Origin of the sequence: Colwellia sp. MB3u-55 (assembly GCF_014076785.1) — a bacterium.
Classification (GTDB): Bacteria; Pseudomonadota; Gammaproteobacteria; order Enterobacterales; family Alteromonadaceae; genus Colwellia_A.
The window spans coordinates 96,774-113,801 of record NZ_JACGUS010000111.1 but is presented as its reverse complement, the minus strand read 5'-3'; the positions used below and the strand labels follow the sequence as shown (position 1 = coordinate 113,801).

12 protein-coding genes are annotated in these 17,028 nt (G+C 37.6%); all 12 read right to left on the bottom strand.

The features are described 5' to 3' along the window. Positions 1-51: 51 nt before the first annotated feature. On the bottom strand, positions 52-2,166 hold the full coding sequence (locus H4J66_RS09275; RefSeq protein ID WP_182173546.1) for a S9 family peptidase: 2,115 nt from the start codon (positions 2,164-2,166) through the stop codon (positions 52-54). A 117-nt stretch (positions 2,167-2,283) separates the two neighbouring features. Next, positions 2,284-3,432, bottom strand: a complete 1,149-nt coding sequence (locus tag H4J66_RS09270) for an ATP-grasp domain-containing protein (RefSeq protein ID WP_182173543.1) — start codon at positions 3,430-3,432, stop codon at positions 2,284-2,286. Positions 3,433-3,679: 247 nt separating this feature from the next. Beyond that, positions 3,680-3,928: a DUF3297 family protein gene (locus H4J66_RS09265; RefSeq protein WP_182173540.1), complete on the bottom strand. Its 249-nt coding sequence runs from the start codon at positions 3,926-3,928 to the stop codon at positions 3,680-3,682. 218 nt (positions 3,929-4,146) lie between these two features. Continuing rightward, positions 4,147-4,677 (bottom strand): hypothetical protein, encoded by a 531-nt coding sequence (locus tag H4J66_RS09260; protein ID WP_182173537.1) that lies wholly within the window; start codon positions 4,675-4,677, stop codon positions 4,147-4,149. An 11-nt stretch (positions 4,678-4,688) separates the two neighbouring features. Continuing rightward, entirely contained in the window at positions 4,689-7,955 is a 3,267-nt protein-coding gene (locus H4J66_RS09255; protein WP_182173534.1) for an LruC domain-containing protein, read from the bottom strand. Positions 7,956-8,241: 286 nt separating this feature from the next. Next, positions 8,242-9,186 carry a glycosyltransferase family A protein gene (locus tag H4J66_RS09250; protein WP_182173531.1) on the bottom strand — a complete coding sequence of 315 codons (945 nt, stop codon included), beginning with the start codon at positions 9,184-9,186 and terminating at the stop codon, positions 8,242-8,244. Beyond that, complete coding sequence (locus H4J66_RS09245) at positions 9,146-10,288, bottom strand: polysaccharide pyruvyl transferase family protein (protein ID WP_182173529.1); 1,143 nt, start codon at positions 10,286-10,288, stop codon at positions 9,146-9,148. The genes H4J66_RS09250 and H4J66_RS09245 overlap by 41 nt, the downstream gene beginning before the upstream one ends. Next, the gene (locus tag H4J66_RS09240; protein ID WP_182173526.1) at positions 10,281-11,549 is read right to left on the bottom strand and encodes an O-antigen ligase family protein; all 1,269 of its coding nucleotides are present in this window, start codon (positions 11,547-11,549) and stop codon (positions 10,281-10,283) included. Before H4J66_RS09240 ends, H4J66_RS09245 begins: the two co-directional genes overlap by 8 nt. A 386-nt stretch (positions 11,550-11,935) precedes the next feature. Next, complete coding sequence (locus H4J66_RS09235) at positions 11,936-13,327, bottom strand: hypothetical protein (protein ID WP_182173523.1); 1,392 nt, start codon at positions 13,325-13,327, stop codon at positions 11,936-11,938. Positions 13,328-13,334: 7 nt separating this feature from the next. Continuing rightward, entirely contained in the window at positions 13,335-14,612 is a 1,278-nt protein-coding gene (locus tag H4J66_RS09230) for a polysaccharide biosynthesis/export family protein (RefSeq protein WP_182173520.1), read from the bottom strand. A gap of 303 nt (positions 14,613-14,915) precedes the next feature. Beyond that, a complete protein-coding gene (locus H4J66_RS09225) occupies positions 14,916-15,596 on the bottom strand; it encodes a sugar transferase (RefSeq protein ID WP_182173517.1) in 681 nt (226 codons plus the stop codon). Continuing rightward, positions 15,596-16,891 carry a WecB/TagA/CpsF family glycosyltransferase gene (locus H4J66_RS09220; protein ID WP_182173514.1) on the bottom strand — a complete coding sequence of 432 codons (1,296 nt, stop codon included), beginning with the start codon at positions 16,889-16,891 and terminating at the stop codon, positions 15,596-15,598. The genes H4J66_RS09225 and H4J66_RS09220 overlap by 1 nt, the downstream gene beginning before the upstream one ends. Between the last annotated feature and the right edge of the window lie 137 nt (positions 16,892-17,028).

Below are 17,028 nucleotides of genomic sequence, written 5' to 3'. Positions count from 1 at the left end.
GACAAAGATTATCTTTGTGAGTAACAAGTTAAACGATTTTATCAGTTAACGTTATTCGTTTAATAGCGAGATGAAAAAGCTCATTTCTAAAGCTTTTTCTTTTAAACTTTTAAATCGTCCTGATGCTCCGCCATGGCCAGCGTCCATATCTGTCTTAAACAACAATAAATTATCATCTGTTTTAAGCTCTCTCATTTTTGCTACCCACTTCATTGGTTCAAAGTACTGAACCTGAGAGTCATGTAATCCGGTAGTCACCAGTATATTTGGATAGTGTTGAGCAGTGATATTATCCATTGGTGAATAAGATAAAATATCTTGGTAGGCTTTTGCTTCGTTTGGATCACCCCATTCGTCATATTCATTGGTGGTTAGCGGTATGCTTTCATCGAGCATCGTTGTTAACACATCTAAAAAGGGCACATGAGCGCCAATGCCTAAGTATAGTTCCGGTGCTTGATTGACCACCGCACCCATTAATAAGCCGCCAGCACTACCGCCAGAAGCAAATATTTTATCTTTAGCACCATATCCTTGGGCAACTAATGCCTTAGTAACATCGATAAAGTCATTAAAGGTATTTTGTTTAAGCGCCTTTTTACCGGTTTCATACCACTGCCTGCCTAACATTTCTGAGCCACGAACATGGGCAATAACATAAACAAACCCTCTATCAAGTAAACTTAACGTTTGACTCGAAAAATCAGGGTCTATGGTTAAGCCGTAAGCACCATAACCGTATTGAAGAAGTGGGTTGGTACCATCTTTTTTAAAACTATTGCGACGATAAACAATTGATACCGGTACTGCTGCACCATCACGAGCGTTAATAAATAGACGTTCTGCTTGATAATCATCTTGGTTAAAGTCTCCTAAGACTTGTTGCTGTTTCAGTAATTTTCGCTCACCTGTTGCTAAGTCAAATTCAAATAAAGAATCGGGTGTTGTTAAGCTAGAATAATATAACCTTGCGATGGTACTGTTTGGCTCCGGATTTTCGTCAAGACAAGCAAAATAACAGGGGTCATCAAAAGATAGTGGATAGTGATGACCGGCATTTTCTCCCTGAGTTGTGTGCACGATAAAACGAATTTGACCATTTTCTCTTTCGGTTATTACAATGAAACGGTGAAATAATTCAATGCCTTCAACCAGGACATTTTCTCTGTGGGGAATAATTTCTTGCCAGTTATTGATATCATCAATTTGCGCAGCCGTCGCTTTCATTAACCTGAAGTTTTTAGCTTGGTAGTTAGTCACAATATAAAAAAATTCACCCATTTTATCGGCGTGATATTCATGTTGTTCTTGATAAGGTAATAATTCGGTAAACTGCCCATTGGGCTCATCGGCACTAAGTACTAAGTAATGTGTCGATTCAGTGGCATGTAAACAAATATAAAGTTGAGAGTCATCTCTGCTCTTATCTAAGCTGATATAAAAACGGTGGTCGTCTTCTTGATAAACAAGCACATCATCAGCTTGTGGTGTTCCTAATGTATGGCGATATACTTGTGTGCCAAGCAAGGTCTCTAAATCTTTCTTTACATAGAAAAGGGTTTTATTGTCGTTCGACCAAACAACTTGTCCTTCAGTTTCAACAAGAATATCGGCTAAATAAGCATCTGGCCCATCAGAGTTCTTTGTTAAATCTTTAAAATTAATGGTATAGATACGACGGCTGTCGGTATCTTCAGATATTGACATGATTTGGTCATTTTGACTTATTGATAAGTCGCCTAAATCATAAAACTCATGATCTTGTGCGCGCTCATTAACATCTAATAAGAGTGTTTTATTTGCACCTGCGAAACTTGTTGCTCGGTAGTAGTTGGAAAACTCTTGCTCGCCATTAATTTCGCTGTGATACCAATATTTTCCATCTTTTGCTGGAACGGTATTATCGTCCTTGACAATCCTGTCTTTAAGTTCATTAAAAAGTAATGCTTGTAAAGGTTTTTGCTTGTCCAACATGGCATCAGCATAATTATTTTCATCATTAAGGTGTGCTATAACTTTTTCATCACTGCGCAGGTCATCACGCATCCAATAATAATTATCGATGCGTTGGTGATTGTGTTTTTCCATCTTGTGAGGAATTTTTTTAGCTATTGGTGCAATAATTTTATTGTCTGATGACGCTGATATAAATGATGATGTTGGCACTAAGTGCTCCTAGTTAAATAATAAATGAGATGAGAATAATTTAAGAAAAAGCGCGATAAAAGCCTATCGAGCTTTTTTATATTAAGTGAACGCTTTTAAAGAGACTATGAGAGCTCGCTATTTTTTTATCTTAATGATCAGGTTATCTTCGATAAACTTTAATTGCTCAAGTAATATCTCTTGTGAATCACCTGACATAAATACATGACCCACCTCGCTGCTGGTACTGTCGTGTGGGTAAACCTCATCTTCAGCTGCAATATTAAGTTTAAATTGGTCTATTTCTTTGAGTGCTTTGCATTGCTCTATACCGAAAATCTCATCAATAGTTCCTGGACCAGGATGGATCATGAGTACGCAAGCAAATTTATTAGCTTTGACAGGTAACGGGGTTGGAGTCGCTCCAGTTTCTAACTCTACATAGGTTTTCCATGGGTTGAAACCATAGGCATATTGAATGAGTTCCATATAGTAACCACCTGGTGGGCGAACGGCCATTTCGCCAAATACCAGCCCCGTTTTAGTCAGATAGAATTCAGCATGAGTCATACCATTTTTAACGCCAAATCCTTTGATGACTTGATCATTTATCGCGATAATTTTTTCTTGCAATGCGAGGGTTAAATTTGCCGGTAATATTGATTTTTTCCATCGGTGAAGGTAGTCGGTTATATTATGAAAAATAGGCACACCATTATGGATAAACGTTTCTACGCTAATTTCACTACCTTCAACAAAAGCTTCAGCCAGTAGCCCGGGCTTTGAATGCAATGCTACTTCCGCTAAGCTTTGTAGCACCATAACACCTCTTGCACCCGATTCGGCTAAAGGTTTAACAACAAGTGGCAGGCCTAACTTATCAACTAATTCTTGTGGCGTATCTTTATCATTGATGAGATGGAATTTTGTAATAGGAATATTGTGCTCTAAAGCTTTGAGCTTCATCTCGTTTTTATTATGTAAGATACGGGTAATGTTAAGTGGCGTGCCTGTCAGTTTGAATTCTTGACGAACCATAGCAGCAATATCGACACTTGATTCAGTGGCTGCGATAACATATTCAATATTAAATTCACGAATTGCTGCTATTTCAGCTTTTAAAAGCATTTTTTCTGCGCTTTCAAATGATGTTTCAATACAGCCCGACAATTTTTCTTTTCGACTTTCGTGAAGGGGACCATCACTCCAGAGAAAAACGTTATGGCCCAGCTTTAATGCGGCTCGATAACATCGACCTCTTCTACCCACGATTAATACATTCGCCACTCAGTACCTCTGATAATTTCTAAATCACATAATTATCTGCTGAGTCTAGTGAATATATATAAATTAATATATAAGAATATTTAGCGCAGTAGAATAGGATGGATGAAAATTTCAAACAGTCTAGAAATTTGGATCGTCGTTGTATTGTTAAGTAGGGTCAGGCAGCGAGGTAGATAACGCTTTGCTGACACATATTTAATATGCCTTGGAGAAGGCATATTAGCTTATTATTTTTTATTGATAAGGCTTAACGGTAAAACGCTTCAACTGTGCCTTTAGCCGTCATTAAAAGTGGCTGACCACGACGGTCTAATGCTTTGTTCATGGTGACTTTTACCCAACCTTCGCTGATGCAATACTCTTCAACATCGAAACGTTCTTTGCCATTAAGTCGAATACCTATCTCGTGTTGAAAAATTTCTTCTACATGATGTGGGCTTCGGGGATTACCTGATAGGCGATCGGGTAAAGCGGGTAGCGATGTAGTATCGTTCATGTTTGTAACCTATGATAAAAAAATTGCGCTATTGTAGGCAATATATAGATAGCGCTCAAGCGCTGTTGTGATAAATTTTTAGCCTTTGTTTAAAAGTCTAAATAAACCTCAAGTTTATAACGCCGGTAAGGGGGATAATCTTCAATACTTAAAGCCGTTATCGAGTAGAAAAACTAAAGGCTATTCAAGTCAATCTACTCATCGTTGCAATACCGTTATTAGAAGCGCCAATCCTTGATGATTGGATTCCTACTCCCATCGAGAAACCATAATGCTGCAACTAAACCCTCGGTATCATTAGTGACGGTAATTACAGTTTCAAAAACCGCTTCATTCAATGATGTTCTTAGTAAGCAGCTATCATAATTAATGTTATAGCTCCCATCGCTATTTTCTTGATAATCACTGCACAGTGATAAATAGGCAGCTTGATCATCATCATCAGACCTGATTATTGTTAAATTAAATGAACGCTCACTATTTAATGAAAAGCCATCAGGTACTAATATATCACCACTGGTTTGTGCACTACTTTCTAACACGTCTCCTGCTTCTAGGGGACTAGTTTCTGCTAAGATAAACTCAGTTACCACAGGTTGGGTTACAATTGGGTCGGGTAAAATAATCTCTGGCTGTTGTTCTTCTACTACCGGTTGTGGCGTAACTGATACTGTTTCTCCGGCCGAACCACCGCCGCCACATGCTGTTAATAAAGCACTTAATAGAACACTAATATATAGCTTATTCATATGTCACTCCTTTAATCTAAAAATGTATTATTTATATTGGCATTATTTTCTATAAACCAGTCATCATCAATACGACCTTCATTGATAATAAAGCTAGAAAACAAGGGGTAAGCGTAAATTACATCCATGTATTCAAGAGGATATTGCCATTGTGTACCGACATTGATCGCCCAAGGCATACCATTCTCATTAACAAAGTAACGCTCATTATCAGGTTCGCTCTTATCTTCACCTCTGTTAAAAAAGTCTGTTCTAAAAGCTTCGGTAGGGGCTTTATTGGGCAAATGTATTTCGTATGCTCTACCAGGAGCCTGTCCGAATACATAACCATGTTCATAGCTTTCAGTAGCGAATAAAAATGGGTCATAAGGGAACGCAGGCATTTCTTCACTAGGAATTGCATGGGTCATTGGCAGTGTCATTGAAAAATGCATTTGAATTTTAGAACCACAACCTGGTTCACTTCTGTAATACTTACAGTTTTCACCCGCACTTACATAGTCCCATATGTCGTTGGTAATTATTGCGATGGCTTTATCACGCCCCTGCTCTAAAGGTGAGCTGAGCTGAGGCACGTTGTTAATGGTATAGCGGATAGCATCTTCGTTAATTTTTTCTCTGCTAATACCAGGCAATTGAAAAGCAAATCCGTTGTGATAAGACCCGCCAACAGCGGCAATTTGTCCTTCAATTTTCACTCGAATAACTTCACCATCAAGTATATATTCACTAATACGATAGTTCATCACTAAGTCATTGAAGTCATAATCGCCTACTATTGGCCAATTATCTTCAAAGGCAATAGTAGCCCAGCCAGAAGCACTTGGGTAATACTCTATGCTAACGTTAGCTTCTGTTATATCCACAATATAATCTTCAACTTCACCATCACTAACTCCACCCGTTGGACCTAAGTCGGCAGTACTACTTATTCTAAAACGTGCCCAAGTACTGTTCACTTCAGCCCATGTCGGCACTTCATATGAAATGATATTACTACCTGCAATAACAGGTAGTGCATCAATTATTTTCTCATCGGTTCCAAAAAAACCGTTACCATCAAAATCTATCCATGCATTTACAAAGGCTGAAGATGAAGCAACAAGTTGAAGTACTGCTAGGTTACCGACTTCTATACCTGTGACAAAAGCAACACCATCATCATCATTATTACCGTCTGTTTCATCATCACTTAGTGGAAATTGATAGCTATCAAATTCGGCATCAACGCTAGTACCCATAAAGATAGAATTATTTTCGGTACTATGGCGAGCACCATTATCTACAGCGAGACTACCATATGAGGCTGGAGCATCACCGAAATCTATTGTTGCGGCATCTGTCGCAATAACAGGGGCTAATGCACAACGTGCCCCATCGTTATTGCTTGAACTTGGGCCATAAGAAAATAAATCGGCGACTGGATTGGCTTCATTAGTATTTATTTTAAATATTTTACCATCGTTGTTACGGCTAATATAAAGGTTTCCATCAACATCAAAATAAACAGCACCAAATATTCCTGTTTCACCAATATTATTAATTAATGTAGAACTGCCATTATTAACATCAATACGATATAGGTCCCCTTGGCTATCGACACTGTATGCAAAACCATCAGATGGATGAAAGGCCATATCAAAAATATCCAGATCCAAGCTACTGCCATCTATAATCAGTTGAGCTATCAGATAGTTAGCATCTGATGAATCTAAGGAGATAGCATATAAACCGTAAGAAGCACCCGGTTTATAGATGTAATAGATATTGCTATCAATGGCAATATCACCGACATCAAATGATACATCTGGTAATCCTGATGTAGTCAATGAGGTAACTTGATAGTCACTATTAATACGAACAGGTTGTTCGAATTCATTGCTCCAGGCATAAATGAATTGATCGTGAGTATTAAAGCCCATGGCATTAAGCTCATTAGTTGTTCCCATGGTATTTGATAGTTGCAGGTATTGTCCTGTGGCCAATTGAACACTATATAACGTCGCCAAGGTATCTTGTATTAAAAAAGCCTCGGCGGGACAAGTCGCAAAAGGTTTTCCAACGATAGCTTCGCTTACTGACAAGGTCATACCGTTAGTACACCCCGGCTGTCCGATTACGCTATCTGCGCCAAATTCGATAAAATTTGTCGCAGAATAAGCCCCCCCACAATCATTACCTATGCCCTCTATCACAGCATTAGCACCGGTCTGGACGAAGCCTTTAGCAAAAATGAAGCCTGTGGTTTCAGCGCCTGCACCTAGTTGGGTATAACCCGCCGAGCCAGTTTTGTCGCCTAGGACATTCCAGATAACGGTGCTGTTGTCGGTTACATTTAACAATATTACTTTTGCATCAATCGCAAAACTTAAGTAGTTAGCAATATTAAAAATCCATGTGCCATCGACACCTTTACCATCAAGTGTGAGGGTTTTTCCCCCAGTGATGGTTAGATAATCTATCGTACTATAAATGCCTGCTTCGAGCGTTTCATTGTTGGTCCCAAACGTAATAGAAACAAGCTCTGTGCCTGTGCCCAGAGCTTTCAACGTTGTTTGTATCGATGTAAGTAAAGCTTCTTGATTGGTTACTAAGGGGGGAGAAGGAGGTACCAGCAAAGAATTGGCGGTAAGGATCCCATCAATTTGAACACCAGCACCGATGGTTGTGGTGGTTCCGGCATCAACATCACCATGAAAAATTGAACCCGCACCAACTGTTACTGTCGTTCCAGCTAAAACATCACCCACAACTTCCACCGTTGCATCAATCGTTACGGTGGTTCCAGCGACAAGTTCACCATTAACAACGGCGTCAGCACCGACGGTAGCGGTGGTTCCAGCCAAAATAGAACCTTCAATAATTGCAGCCACACCTAAGGTTACAGTAGATCCCGCTTCAATATAGCCAACAACAGTTGCATCAGCGCCAAGGGTTACCGCAGTTCCGGCTTCTGTATTACCCCCTACCACCGCATTGGCGGCGAGCGTAATTGCGGTAGCACTTTGAGCATTGCCACCAACGGTTGTGCGTGCACCCATCGTTATATAACCGCTGGCATAAAGTGATTGGTTATTTAGCGCTGAATCTGATAAAGGTCCATTACTAGCCTGTGCAGTAGATAGGGCAAAAAACAGACAATTGGATATGACCAAACTCGCTTGTTTTGCTGCGCGTCTATAATGTATGGCGCCATTACCCATAATATTACTTATTAATGCGTTAACATCAATATTAGCCAAATTGTGATCCCAAATATAAGCATTATTCCTTTTCATCTTATTGCCCTCAATTGTATGTAAAATCTTATTTGTTACTTAAGATAGGTGTTGCAAGTAATGAACCAAGATGGGGTTTGTGATTAAGTTATTGATATTGTTTGATATTAATTTTATTATATTAGTTTTTATATTAGTTTTTATATTTTTGTTTTGCGAAAATTATCATTTTGCAAAATAGAATAAAGTAAGGTTACTATTTTATTAATGGGGACTGATAAAGGATCAAACCGCGGCTCTATTGAGATGCGGCTTTTGGCGGTCATCTGGTTAACTGTTATAACTGTTATAACTGTTTATATTGAAAGCCATTGACTAGCCATTGTTTTGTTTGTTTTATCCATGACAATCCATAAAGTCCCACTAAGTGTTTAGGTTTTAGTTTACAACGAGGGTCTGATAATAAAGTCCTCGCTTGGGAAAAATGCCCATCACCAATATTGAGTTTTGCCAAGTGACACAAATGTGTTGCACTATACTTAAGCATATTGGTTGAGCTTTTATTCCCTTTAAATTGAGATGCTTGCTCAGTTATCCGAAGACTAAAACCACACTCTGCAGTAGGAATATTATTTTTACTTGCTTGGTTTTGCGCATCTTTATGATAAAGAGAGTGAATATTTGGTGAATAAGCAATATCTGTATTTAACGCAACCCGACAGAATAAATCTTGGTCCTCACCTATAGGTTCATTCAGAGTAAAACCACCAATGTCGTTAAATAATGACCGTTGAATGACCATAGAAGACATAGTGAAAGGTAGGTCTCCTTGTGAGGCAATATCAAAATAATCAGCTAATATCACGCCCTCTGGGTCGATGTTTTTTAGTTTTATTTTTGCATCTATATAGTTATGCTCAGATTCGACAATTTGGTAGCGTGTTCCAAAAAACTTTGCTTGAGGGAATTTAACAATTAAGCGAGCTATCTCATCTAAAAATAAGGGTAACCATTGGTCGTCCGCATCTAAAAATGCAATGTATTCATTGCTTGCCAACTCAACACCATTATTACGAGCGGCAGACACGCCCTGATTTTGTTGTTGTATGAGTTTTATATTTTCCATTTCGGCATTTTTTACAATTAAGGCGCCATTATCGGTAGAGCCATCATCAATAACAATAATTTCAGTAGCGGGGTATTTCTGCCATGCGACACTGTTAAGTGTTCTTAAGATATGTTCGGCTTTGTTAAACAGCGGAATAATTACAGTAAATTTTATATTTTTCATTTTGATCACTCCAGTTAGATAAAGAATTTTTTAAAGCGCTATCAACTGATAACGTTGGCGGTATAAAATTTGTTGATAAACCCTTTACGATTTGATTAACAATTGATTTAATATTGAGATTAAATAAATCTATTTGATAGTCTTGTGCTAGGCCAATCTCTTCACACCAACCTTTACATTTACTGTGATAATTAACTGACAGTACGGGTGTGTTAGCTAAATAACTTAAAATAGAACCATGTAAACGCATACTAACAATAGCTTTATAAGTGCCCAGTTTTTCGAGTAATTTAATGGGATCTGCTTGATATTTTTCTATCGTTACGGGCACCGTTTTGTTTAAACGAGCAATAATATTATTGTTGATTTTCCAATCGCCTAATGAGCTATGTCCGTTAAACTCAATTAAGGTAATAAGTTCACCTGTTTGAGCGTATAACTGTGTTATTAACTGAGTAAATTGGTGAAACCTTTGCTGTTCAGCACCTTTATTTGTTTTGCCCATCGCATTAATAGCAACAGAGCATAACGACAGTGCAATGCCTTTACGTTCGACTTGTTCAGGTTTATATTTATCTGAACACAGCAGTAATGGTGCTAAATCAAACGTTTTATTAACGTTAGCATTAGGGGCGATAATTTGAGCAATGTCTAAACTTTCACTGTCTCTGACGCCAATATAACCACATTCATTTAAAAATTTTGCACATGCTTTTTCTGCGGCAGTTGAATTGAACGGACCAATTCCAACGCCTACTGCTAAGCTATTCTTAGGGCTTGATAAAGACATTAATTGTCTTTTAAGGTTTATATCTGTTTCACTGTGTAAAACCGAGCCACCACCAAAAATAATACGCTTACTTTGAAGTGCAGCTTTATAATGCAGTAACCTATTTTGCCCCGGAAATTGCTGGTTAAACTTGAGCGGTAGTTGATGATCCGTTTGTGTTTCTCTGCGGTAATCGCCGTACAAACCTACTAAGGTATTTTCACAACCAATAATGTGTCGAGCCGCCCAGGCCGTTACATACATCAGCGCATCATCGCCGCTGTTTTGCATGCCGTAATAGCCTACTAAATAAGCATCGTATTTCTTAAGCATGTCTTTCTCCTGATTTTAGTGGATTAAGGGCAATGCCTATCCATAAAAGTGCTGGCCAATAAATAAAACTTAATATTTCTAGATTTTCAAAAAATGAGTAACAGATAAAAACGATTGTCATCAGCGCAGCGGTATAACAAATCTCGCTTTTAAGGCTATGCCAAAATAAATAGATAGAGGTAAACGTTAAAGGTATAGCTAATGCTAAAAGTCCTACTATGCCTTTGACAAATAACAGTCCATACCAGTTGTGATGTGAACCTATATACATTCCTTCAACGATTTTTGGTCCTTTCTCAACAATGCCATGTCCCCAAATTGGCGCTTCTGACTCCCAACGTTGCAATGCAAGTACTTCTAGCGTATTACGTACTCGTGTTGAATCAGGGCGCGAAGCTTTAATGTCTTCGTAGCTGTTAGTGATTAAATTAAATAACGGCTCGCCTAATAATAAAATGGCTGGAATGAACAAGCCAAAAAGTATAATAAGCAGTGGATTTTTAAAATGTTTACTGAAAAAGCATAGTGGCGCTAATGCGATATAAATAACCCAACCAGCACGTGATTGTGAGAGTAAACACATGATGAAACTACCGGCTAAACCAGAGTTTCTCCAAAAAGGTTCTTTCTCTTGGCTAATAAAAATTAAAAATATACATGCCATAAATCCTGCAGCAGGTGCCCAAGGAGTAAAAAACCTCCAACGACCACCACCAGTTTCAGGGTTTAAACCAAATAAACTCACTGTAAAGAAGCTTTCACCGGGTCCGCCAATCACTTGTAGCGGTGATATAAATAAATCACCCGGGGCGCCAACCATATAAAGAACAACAGTAACACTGGCAAAAATTAACGAATGAAACGAAACAACGCATACGGCTCTAACCACTAACTGCGGTTTAATATCAACAAAGGCACCAATAAATAAAAATAGCGGCATCAGTGCCCATCCTTTTGCCCAACCAATCGAAGACTTAATGGTTTTCGCTAGTCCCAGGTCCCAATTTGAATGACCAATGAGTAGCGCGACTAACATAAAAAAACCACCGAGGATCCATAACCAAACAATGGCCGGTATAACTGCATTTTTATCTTTTCCGTTTACATACCAACGTAATAAAACCACAATAAAGATCATCCAACCTATCACTGAACCCATAACATAAAGACCACCGAATGCGAAGAATGGATAGGTAAGTGTTAACCCAAACCAAACTAGCCTTTCTTCGGTAGAACTTGCAGTGGGGTGGTGTGAAATCATAAGTTAAGTTGTCCAAATGGATGAATAAAGGCTTAATATAAAAGTATTATTATCTTTAGCCAGCATTGCATTAATCATTAATAAATTGATGCTAACCTACTTGTAGCTTAAACTGTGCCAACTCCATCTTGCTGATTAAGTTGTTGATTTTATATGGCTTATTATCTCTGGTTGAGGTGGGTGTTGTCTTTTGATTGCAAAATAAAAATAGGGTTTTCATTTTGCAATTCATTATGTCTTTATAAAATATCTTTATTATTTATAGATTTAACCTTCACAATTTGGGGAATAGGGTTGATAAAATAAGGAGCAGCCTAAGACAAGGCTAAAACTAACGCTATATCAAGGCGACTAAGAATTGATAGGATTAACTTCTATTAGCCAAATTAGTTTTTCTTGAGTAAAACTTGAATTAACTTTTTGCGTTGTGATAAAACCAATAAGCCAAAGGTAATGAATAAAAACCCAGCTACAGCAACAACAAAGGCAATGATATTTTTAGGACTACCTTGTTTCATTGGGTAAGAGGGGGTTGTCAGCATTTGCAATACCGGATACGAGGCAAAAATGTCTGCTTTACTTGCTTCTAATCTTGCTGCTGCTGAGGTAAAAATAGCTTCTGCCATGTTAAATTCTCTCTGTAACCGCTCTAATTCGACTATTTCTCTTGAGTACACCTTTAATTGGTCACCGAGATGTTCAATAGAACGTCCTAAATCAGCAAACATTGAATCTTGGCCTTTTTGTTTTGCATAAGCTGCAATTAAGTCAGCGAATAACTCAGCCCGTTTTGGGTTCAAATCCAAATTTAAGGAATTGAATATCTCACTTGAATTAACACCGTACATTTCCCTGCTTCTCTGGTTTATCGCAATTCGGGTAAAGTTTAATCTTTTTTGTTGTGCTTTCACTTTAGGGTGATTAACACCCCATCGAGAGCTATATTCGGTGAGTTGAGTGATACTTTCTTTTAATTCGGTAATATAAGCTTTGAATTCAACGTCTGATTGCAGGGCGAATGCTTGTCCTGCTAATTTGGGTGAAACCCCAAGCTCTTCACTTAATTGATAAATATATTCTTGTAATTGCCTTGTTTCAGCTTTCACATAAAGTCGTTTTTCTTTAACACCGGATAAGGTTTTAACCAATTGATTCATTTGAACGGTTGAAACAACAATGGATCGCTGTTGAAAATCAACAATAGCATTACGGGTTATATTCATTCTTTCCCGGTATTGGTCAAGAACATGGTTGATACTCCGGTCTCGTCGTAACACTTCATCGGCGCGAAGATTACTCAACTCGTCTTGTAAAGATTCATAGATAGCAAAGGTTTTTTCTTGTGCTAATTTTGAGCTGCCAGCATTCATCTCCAATGAAATAATAGAGGTTTGCTCGGTGAGCTTAATTTTTGGCTTACCAAGTTCATCAAGCGAAATATTTAGTTTTTCAGCAGCACGCCCCCTAACACCTCGACTTGATAGCATCTCTTTATAATTAACACGTGGGTTAAAGCCACCACCAGAAAAAGGGGTGTTAGTTTGTGAAACAACTTGGCCGACATTATCCAGTGATACACTGTTACTGCTACCTGTTCCAGGTAATACCATTTCCATATCACTGGTAAATGACGGAGCCTTATTCAAATAAAGCATAATAAGCAATGCAACAACTAAATAACAAGCTAAACCAATCACTAAATAAGGGCGCTTTAACACTGAGTATATTCTTGCTCTGAATAGGCCAAATGACGTTAACGTTACGATAGGATATTTCATAATTCACTTATAACAATTTAATAGGAAGCAGGATGTCGACAACTGTTTTGGCGATATCACGAAAGTTAGTAATATCTGAGTCGTAACAGGCAACGGCGTCATTAGGCATTAAGTAAGGGTTAATATTGCCTTGATTTGGTGTCGTCATTAACGCTTCTACAGAGCGCTCAATAACTTGTGTTTCACCGGTAATTGGATTTTTACTCGCAAGAACTACTCGACGTGGCGCATTGGTCCAATCTTTACCACCGACACAATTAGCAGAAACCGCTGCTTGTAATAAGCGTGTACCATAGGGCAGGCTGGTTGAATATCTATCTACGGCTGCACTTGCATTATCTCCGGCTGAATCAATGAGGTTAGACATAAAAACGCGAAATCCCTTAGGTGTAATTAAGCTAGGTCTGACTAAGTGTGCTTGAAAGCAACCGGTACTGGGTACGATAATGCGGTCACCTGCTACTAATGGGTAATCCTTAACTAATTCTCCAGAGAACATCCCTGTCATATCTATTTGAACCTGCCAGCCTTTCCGCAGTAAAATTATTTGATCTAATTTTGCATCAGGTCGAATACCCGAAGCTGCTCTGATCGCTTCAGACAATAATCGCGTCGTTGAATAATCACCAAAAGCATCTAAATGTTCGGCATTTTGAATACCATTTGGTTTCTTATTAATTAATACCGTACCAGGTTGAAAAACCGCACCTGCCACAGAAACCTCAATTGATGACCAATTTAATACGTATATGGTAACGCTAGCACTGGAGGGTTGAAATATTTCTGCTCTAATTAAGGCTAATTCAATTTTGGTTTCTAATTTATTGGTTGTCGCACCGCCTGCTGAAACAACACCTATAATAGGTAGTTTTACATATCCCGCGTTATCAACAATATAACGGCCATTAAAACCTTCACCATCTTCAATAAGCACTTCAACTAAATCCCCTGGACTTAATAATGAACCTTGCGCAAGAATAGGGTCATTCTCTGCTGAAGCTTTCATGTTTGACGAATGTAAATTTAATGGCTTGTCTGTTCTATAATTTAGGGCTGCGCCCATGTCTTGAAACTGACTGCAATTTAATCCATCTGAAAATAGCGTTTTAGGTGCTTGCTGATGAATAAAGTCATCACCATTGTCAGCTGGCGTACCATAAAATCTAAGTGCAGACTTATCAATATCTACGGAAGAGTGCTTAGCACAACCCTGTAAAACTAAAATTCCAATGAGCGCGATAAGCGCTGGCATTATTTTGTAATTTTTAGGTGGGTGAAACGACATTGAATTCTCCATAACGATTTTAACTCTCTACACCGTTATTGCACTTAACGTACCAACTGATTATTTTTATTTTACTTGTTGTATTTTATAGGTTTTTTTGTAATCGATAGGTATTTGTAAATATGAATTTGCAATTTGCAATGGGCTATATCTATTTTGCAAAAGCCTTTTTATCCGAATATATGGCTACTTTGCTTTTATAAAAAATAACAGTAAGGTGAATTGATTATGCGTTAATCAATTCAACTTACTGTTATTTTTAAGTCATTTTAGACTTTAGCTAAATGTTATAGGTTGTTCCAACTAATAAGCACCTTTGGCCATTAATACAGCTGGAATGGTCAAGGCTATTATTTTACAGTCCATTAAAAAACTTTGTTGCTTAATGTAACATTTGTCTAACTGTAATTGTTCTTCAAAATTAGTGTCTGCACGACCAGATACTTGCCATAAACCGGTTAATCCAGGCTTAGTAAATAATCTTGGTTGGATAAAATTATCATATTCATAAGTTTCAATTGATAATGCGGGTCTTGGGCCTACTAAGCACATATCCCCTCTAACAATATTAAATAATTGTGGTAACTCATCAATAGAATATTTTCTAATAAATTGGCCAATCTTGGTAATTCTAGGGTCATTAATGTACTTCTTACAAACACCTTTACGAGAACTTTGAGAAGGGTCTGGTTCTTTAAAAAGTGGGTCAGATTTTAAATACATTGATCTAAATTTATACATTTTAAAATGTCGACCATTTTCACCCACTCTAGTTTGATAAAATAACGCACCACCCAGACTTTCTGTTTTAATTAAAATAATCACGATTAGCAGTACTGGGCTAATGAGTATTAACGCAAGTAGGGCAATGCTTTGCTGTAAAATAACTGGAATGCCTTTGTGTTGGTAATTTATAACAATAGCTTTGTGTGTTTTAGTAAATAGCGCCTGATTTTTAATTTTATTTAATATTTGAATAGTCATTATTTTACTCCAGTATTTACTGAGCCAAGTAAAAAGGTTCTATATAAAAAAAGTGGGTTACCAATAACATAACGATTAAATTTTTCACGAGGTTCTTGCATTAAGCGCCAAATCCACTCCATCCCAATTTCTCTTAACCACATCGGCGAACGTGAAATACTGCCAGAATAAAAATCAAATAATCCACCTACGGCTAATGCTGTTTTGCATCGTAATTGGTCTCTGTGCTCAAGTAACCATTGTTCTTGTATAGGTGAGCCCATAGCAATTAATAAAATGTCGCAATCACTTTTATTTATTGTGGTGATAATTTTTTGGGTACTCTCAGTGCCTCTATAACCATGCTCGGTACCTGCAATATTGAGTCCTGGAAATTGAGCGCTTAATTCATTTGCTGCTTGATCTGCAATCCCTGGCTTAGCACCGAAGAAAAATAAAGATTGACTACTTTCAACACATTTTTTACAAAGGTGAGGTAACATATCTGTTCCGTTATTGTTGCCATTAAGCAAGAAACCTGCTTTTTTTGCTGCTAATCTCATACCAGAGCCATCAGCGAACAATGCATCAGCTTTTGTTAATTGGTTAAAGAAGGTTGGATTGCTAATCGACAAATTAATGGAATGCGCATTAATAAAAAAACCTATTTTCGTTTTACTTTTAGGTATATCACTACATGTTATCCATTCAACAGCTTCCGCCATTGAAGTATTTTTAACGTCTAAACCAAACAAAGATAAGTACTTAGATTCTTTAAGTCTTTTAATTTTTTGGCCATAAATAATAATCGAGATAAAACTTTTACTCATAAGCGCTAGATAATTAGCTAAGTTACCATTGAGTTGTTGTTCAAGTAGTTGCTCGGGCGTCATCACCGTTATCCCTGTTTTAAGGTGCAAGTCATAAAGACTAAAAATTCCTGTTTTACACTTAATTTGGTTAAGGACATAAAACTGCATGTCGGGTGAAAGTCGATGAGTTAAGGGAATACCGCAAAAAGAAATCTTACCTAAGCAAATATCAAACAAAACCGCAGTTTTTACCCAAAGGCCACAACTAAAACGGTGTAATGTTACCTTTCTGCTTAATGCATCAGTCTTGTATTTTTTTGAAAATAAGTTTCTTCTTGTCGTTATCGCCAAGGTTATATTTAACAGGAAACAGGGAAGCAGTATTAATATAAGGATCAGTGCTATGGGCTTATCGACAATGTTGCCACGGTATTGATGCTTAATGGCATCGTAGTGTGTAAACGATTGAGTTTTTGTTTGTAGTGAAATTTTAGTTTTTATCATTTCAGCTAACCTAAATTATTATCAGTTAACGTGTACATTGCTTAAGTTGTGCCAACTTGATTTTTGTTTTATGTGTCTGTTTTATAATTATTTTATTTTTTGTGGCTGATTTTTTTAAAAAAATAAAGTACTGAATT

Bases quoted from the DNA above. Each gene is read 5' to 3' on its own strand.
- H4J66_RS09265 (WP_182173540.1), bottom strand. From the start codon at position 3,928: ATGAACGATACTACATCGCTACCCGCTTTACCCGATCGCCTATCAGGT.
- H4J66_RS09260 (WP_182173537.1), bottom strand. From the start codon at position 4,677: ATGAATAAGCTATATATTAGTGTTCTATTAAGTGCTTTATTAACAGCA.
- H4J66_RS09255 (WP_182173534.1), bottom strand. From the start codon at position 7,955: ATGAAAAGGAATAATGCTTATATTTGGGATCACAATTTGGCTAATATT.
- H4J66_RS09250 (WP_182173531.1), bottom strand. From the start codon at position 9,186: ATGAAAAATATAAAATTTACTGTAATTATTCCGCTGTTTAACAAAGCC.
- H4J66_RS09245 (WP_182173529.1), bottom strand. From the start codon at position 10,288: ATGCTTAAGAAATACGATGCTTATTTAGTAGGCTATTACGGCATGCAA.
- H4J66_RS09240 (WP_182173526.1), bottom strand. From the start codon at position 11,549: ATGATTTCACACCACCCCACTGCAAGTTCTACCGAAGAAAGGCTAGTT.
- H4J66_RS09235 (WP_182173523.1), bottom strand. From the start codon at position 13,327: ATGAAATATCCTATCGTAACGTTAACGTCATTTGGCCTATTCAGAGCA.
- H4J66_RS09230 (WP_182173520.1), bottom strand. From the start codon at position 14,612: ATGTCGTTTCACCCACCTAAAAATTACAAAATAATGCCAGCGCTTATC.
- H4J66_RS09225 (WP_182173517.1), bottom strand. From the start codon at position 15,596: ATGACTATTCAAATATTAAATAAAATTAAAAATCAGGCGCTATTTACT.
- H4J66_RS09220 (WP_182173514.1), bottom strand. From the start codon at position 16,891: ATGATAAAAACTAAAATTTCACTACAAACAAAAACTCAATCGTTTACA.